Here is a 3347-nt window from a genome sequence, read left to right on the forward strand (position 1 = left end):
CTGATCGGCGCAGAGCGACAGCCTACCTCTGACTGCCGCCAATCTTTGCAACAGAGCCCGCCGTGCTAGTCTGCTCGGTGATGGTGGAGTGAAGCCAACCCGCAATCGGGTTATGAATCTGCATCGCGATTCGCAATCAGCTGTCTCTTGAGCATGTCGAACTCCTGCGATGTTATCTCGCCGTGCTCGTGCTGCTACACCAACTTGTCCAACTCATCCGCCACACCGCTCCCCACCACCTGCGATGGCCAGGTTGTTTGCTGGGCGCATTGGCGGAGTATCGTCTCGACCCGGGACACCCACACCGGCACAACCTTACGGGAGTGATTCACTGTCAAAGAATCGGCCCGGTGCTCTGACGCAAGTATCGGGATGGTCACCATTTGTAAGCCGTAGACCTGAGTGGTGATCAAGACTTCGATACCACCGACCGTACCGGTACTAATCGACGACGGTCGTGTTCGTCGCCTGCCGCAGGGACTCTGCACACCTCCGTTTACGCATGTGCCTGGAGGAGTTGGAAATCGTCGTGTTCGGGAAACATTAAACACAGGATGGCAGCGATCTGAGCCAGCACATGATCAGCTAGCTCACCATCCGGATCGACGGCCCACTGCATCGTCGCGCCAGCGATGACCGAGTGCAGGAGCAACTCAGCTGCCGCAGGAGCACCTGGGGGCAGTCGCTTGCGGATCCCCTCCACCACCGCGCGGTTCCGCTGGATCGCAAGCGTGCGTAGCTCCGGCACCTGGAGCTCGTACCAGGAGATGAGATAGTTCACCGAGAAGTCGTTGCGAGTGTTCATGCTCCGAACGAGCACCTGCAAAAATTCCCAGAGCCCTTGCGGCCCTGCGCCTATCGGTATCGCATTCAGGTAATGCCGCACCTGCTCGACGCCGCGCTCCATCATCCTCACCAGCAGCGTATCGCGGTTGGTGAAGCGCTGGATTAACGCTGCGCGGGAGAGCCCCACCTCCTTTGCTACTCCGCTGAGCGTGAACTCTATGGGACCGCAACGCTTCAGCACTACGGTGGCGGCCTCGAGTACCTCGTCATCGGACTTGAGCTTGGGGCGGGGCATCAGTGTTCACCTTCTGTATGGGTTGGGGCGGAGGCTGTGGCTGCCGCCGCCATTGTAGCAAATTGAAGACGGAGCGAGAGTAGAGCCACGAGCCCCGCAAACACGGCCGATACAACGAGGCCAGGGAGCGGACCAGCAAGGTCGACAAACGCGCCGGCCGCAAGCATAACCATGGGCGAGGCTGACAGCATCACCGCCGAGACCGTGCCGAGTACCCGGCCGAGAAGTTCTGGCGGCGTGCGGTTGTAGATGGCAGCGTTGAGAATGGGAGAGACTGAGCCGGTCAGCAGTCCCACGAGCGCGCCCAACAACATCAGCACCGGCACGCCTGGCAACTGTGAAAGCAGAAGCGAGCCCACCGCAGAGCCACAAAATGCCACCGCCAGCCAGTTCTGCGCTGATATCCGGGCGCCGACCGACGCATGAATGGCAATGCCAAGGAGACCACCAGCCCCCATCATTGAGGAGAACAGCCCGAGCTCTGCTACTTGGCGTCCTGCATCTACAAACAGCGCAGGCATGATGACGCTGCCGTTGGCGCCAACGATGCCCACGAAGATCATCACTATACCAAAGAGAGGGCGCAGCAGGGGTTCGCTCCAGAGAAAAGCGACGCCGGCGCGCATGGAGAGAGTCGCCGTCGTGGTCATCGTCCGAGCGGCACGCGCGGGAAGCACCCACGCGCCGAGCAGACCTGCAAGGACGGAGCAGAACGCCGTCAGCCCGAGCGTTGGCGCAGCGCCAAGCAGGCCGATTGCGGCCCCCCCAAGGGCCGGGCCACCTAGAATCGCGACGTTCCCGATCACCGCTTTCAGTGACGAGACGCGCTCAACGGAGAGCCCGGCGACGTGGCCGAGTTTGGGCAGCTCACTGTCCTGCGCGGCCATACCGGGTGCGTCGAACGCGGCACCGAGCACCACGCAAGCGATCAGCCCAGTGTTCGAGAGGGCGCCAACGGCATCGAGCAGTGGGATGCTCGCCATGGCCACGCCGCCCACCACACCCGAGATCAATGCGACGGGCGCGCGCCCGAACCGATCGACGAGGCCACCACCAACCCACGCGCCGATGATGGTCGCGATGACGCTGCTAGCGGCCGTGGCGCCCGCCCAGGCCGCGCTCTTTGTATGAGACAGGACGAACCATGGAAGCGCGAGGGCCGCCACCGCGTTGCCGATCCGGAAGAGAAAGGTCGCCGCGAACAGCGTCGCGAGCGGGCTATATCGACGTTCGCTCATTCCGCTGCGGCGAGCTGCGCCTTCGCCGCAGCGAGGTACTCTTCGTTACCCGAGTCGAGGGCGAAGAGTGCGTAGGTGACCGCCCCGAACGCAAGGCGCTCCGCGATGTGGTGGGCGAGCCGCGGCCACACCCGGCCACCGGCCGCTTCATACGTGAGGAGGAGCTTCGCGAGCCCCTCTTCACCAAAGACCATAAGGTGCGCGGCCATGTCGATGGCAGGGTCATCAACGCGGGCCTCGCTCCAGTCGATCATCCCGCTGACGCGCTCCGTGTTGTCGATGAGCACATGGCCCACGTAGAGATCGCCATGCACCACCACGGAGAAATCTGGCCACGACGAATCGTCGTCGAGCCAGCGCTGCCACCGGTGGAGGCGCTTGTCGTTCACCACGAACTCGCGTCGGACGCGGTCAACGTCGTCGGCCACCTTCTGACGGGCCTGCGTCGGTGTACGGATGAGCATCCCCGCATCCACGGCGGCGGAAATGGGGACGGCATGCAGGGCGGCGAGCGCGGTCGCGAAGCTCTCCGCGAAGACCTCCGAGTCCTGCGGCACGACCCAGTCGGGCGTGGACGAACCAGGCTGGATGACCATCGCAGTCGAGTCTTCGAGCATGGGATAGGCAACGAGCTCGGCGTTGGCCACGCGCCAGTCCGGCACCGCGAACGGCAGGCGATTCTTGAGCATTGCCAGCACCCGCGCCTCTGGTTCGACCTTCGCGCTTACCTCGGCTCGGCGCGGGATGCGCAGCACCCACCGACGTCCATCGTCGACGGTGGCGATCACGATCCTATAGTCGAGCCCAAGCTCATTGACAGTCAGCGGGCCATGGAGCTTGAGCCCATGTCGGGCTGCAAGTGCGTACAGTTGGGAGGTATCGGCGGTCGTGACTACGGTCATGATTCACTCCTGAGGGCTTGACGGGTTTAGCCACCTAAATGTAACAGTCACGTCGGTTATATTCAATCCGGCACTGTTGCAAAGTTAGCGATGAGGCAGCCTTTTGTCTTATTCAAAGGCCTTACA

The 3347-nt window shown here is 62.8% G+C and carries 3 protein-coding genes; all 3 read right to left on the reverse strand.

Going from position 1 to position 3347, the window contains the following annotated elements; genetic code table 11:
- Nucleotides 1-496: 496 nt before the first annotated feature.
- From mphR(A) to ACOTYN_RS25945, 3 genes are read right to left on the reverse strand one after another with little or no spacing between them, the layout of a single operon-like run.
- Nucleotides 497-1081: a macrolide-binding transcriptional repressor MphR(A) gene (gene mphR(A) / locus ACOTYN_RS25935; RefSeq protein WP_001137892.1), complete on the reverse strand. Its 585-nt coding sequence runs from the start codon at nucleotides 1079-1081 to the stop codon at nucleotides 497-499.
- Nucleotides 1081-2319 carry a macrolide resistance MFS transporter Mrx(A) gene (gene mrx(A) / locus ACOTYN_RS25940; RefSeq protein WP_000004159.1) on the reverse strand — a complete coding sequence of 413 codons (1239 nt, stop codon included), beginning with the start codon at nucleotides 2317-2319 and terminating at the stop codon, nucleotides 1081-1083. The genes mphR(A) and mrx(A) overlap by 1 nt, the downstream gene beginning before the upstream one ends.
- A complete protein-coding gene (locus ACOTYN_RS25945) occupies nucleotides 2316-3221 on the reverse strand; it encodes an Mph(A) family macrolide 2'-phosphotransferase (protein ID WP_000219391.1) in 906 nt (301 codons plus the stop codon). Before ACOTYN_RS25945 ends, mrx(A) begins: the two co-directional genes overlap by 4 nt.
- Nucleotides 3222-3347 lie beyond the last annotated feature (126 nt).

It is taken from the genome of Enterobacter cloacae complex sp. IR5458 (assembly GCF_049238025.1).
In the GTDB taxonomy this organism is placed as follows: domain Bacteria; phylum Pseudomonadota; class Gammaproteobacteria; order Enterobacterales; family Enterobacteriaceae; genus Enterobacter; species Enterobacter kobei.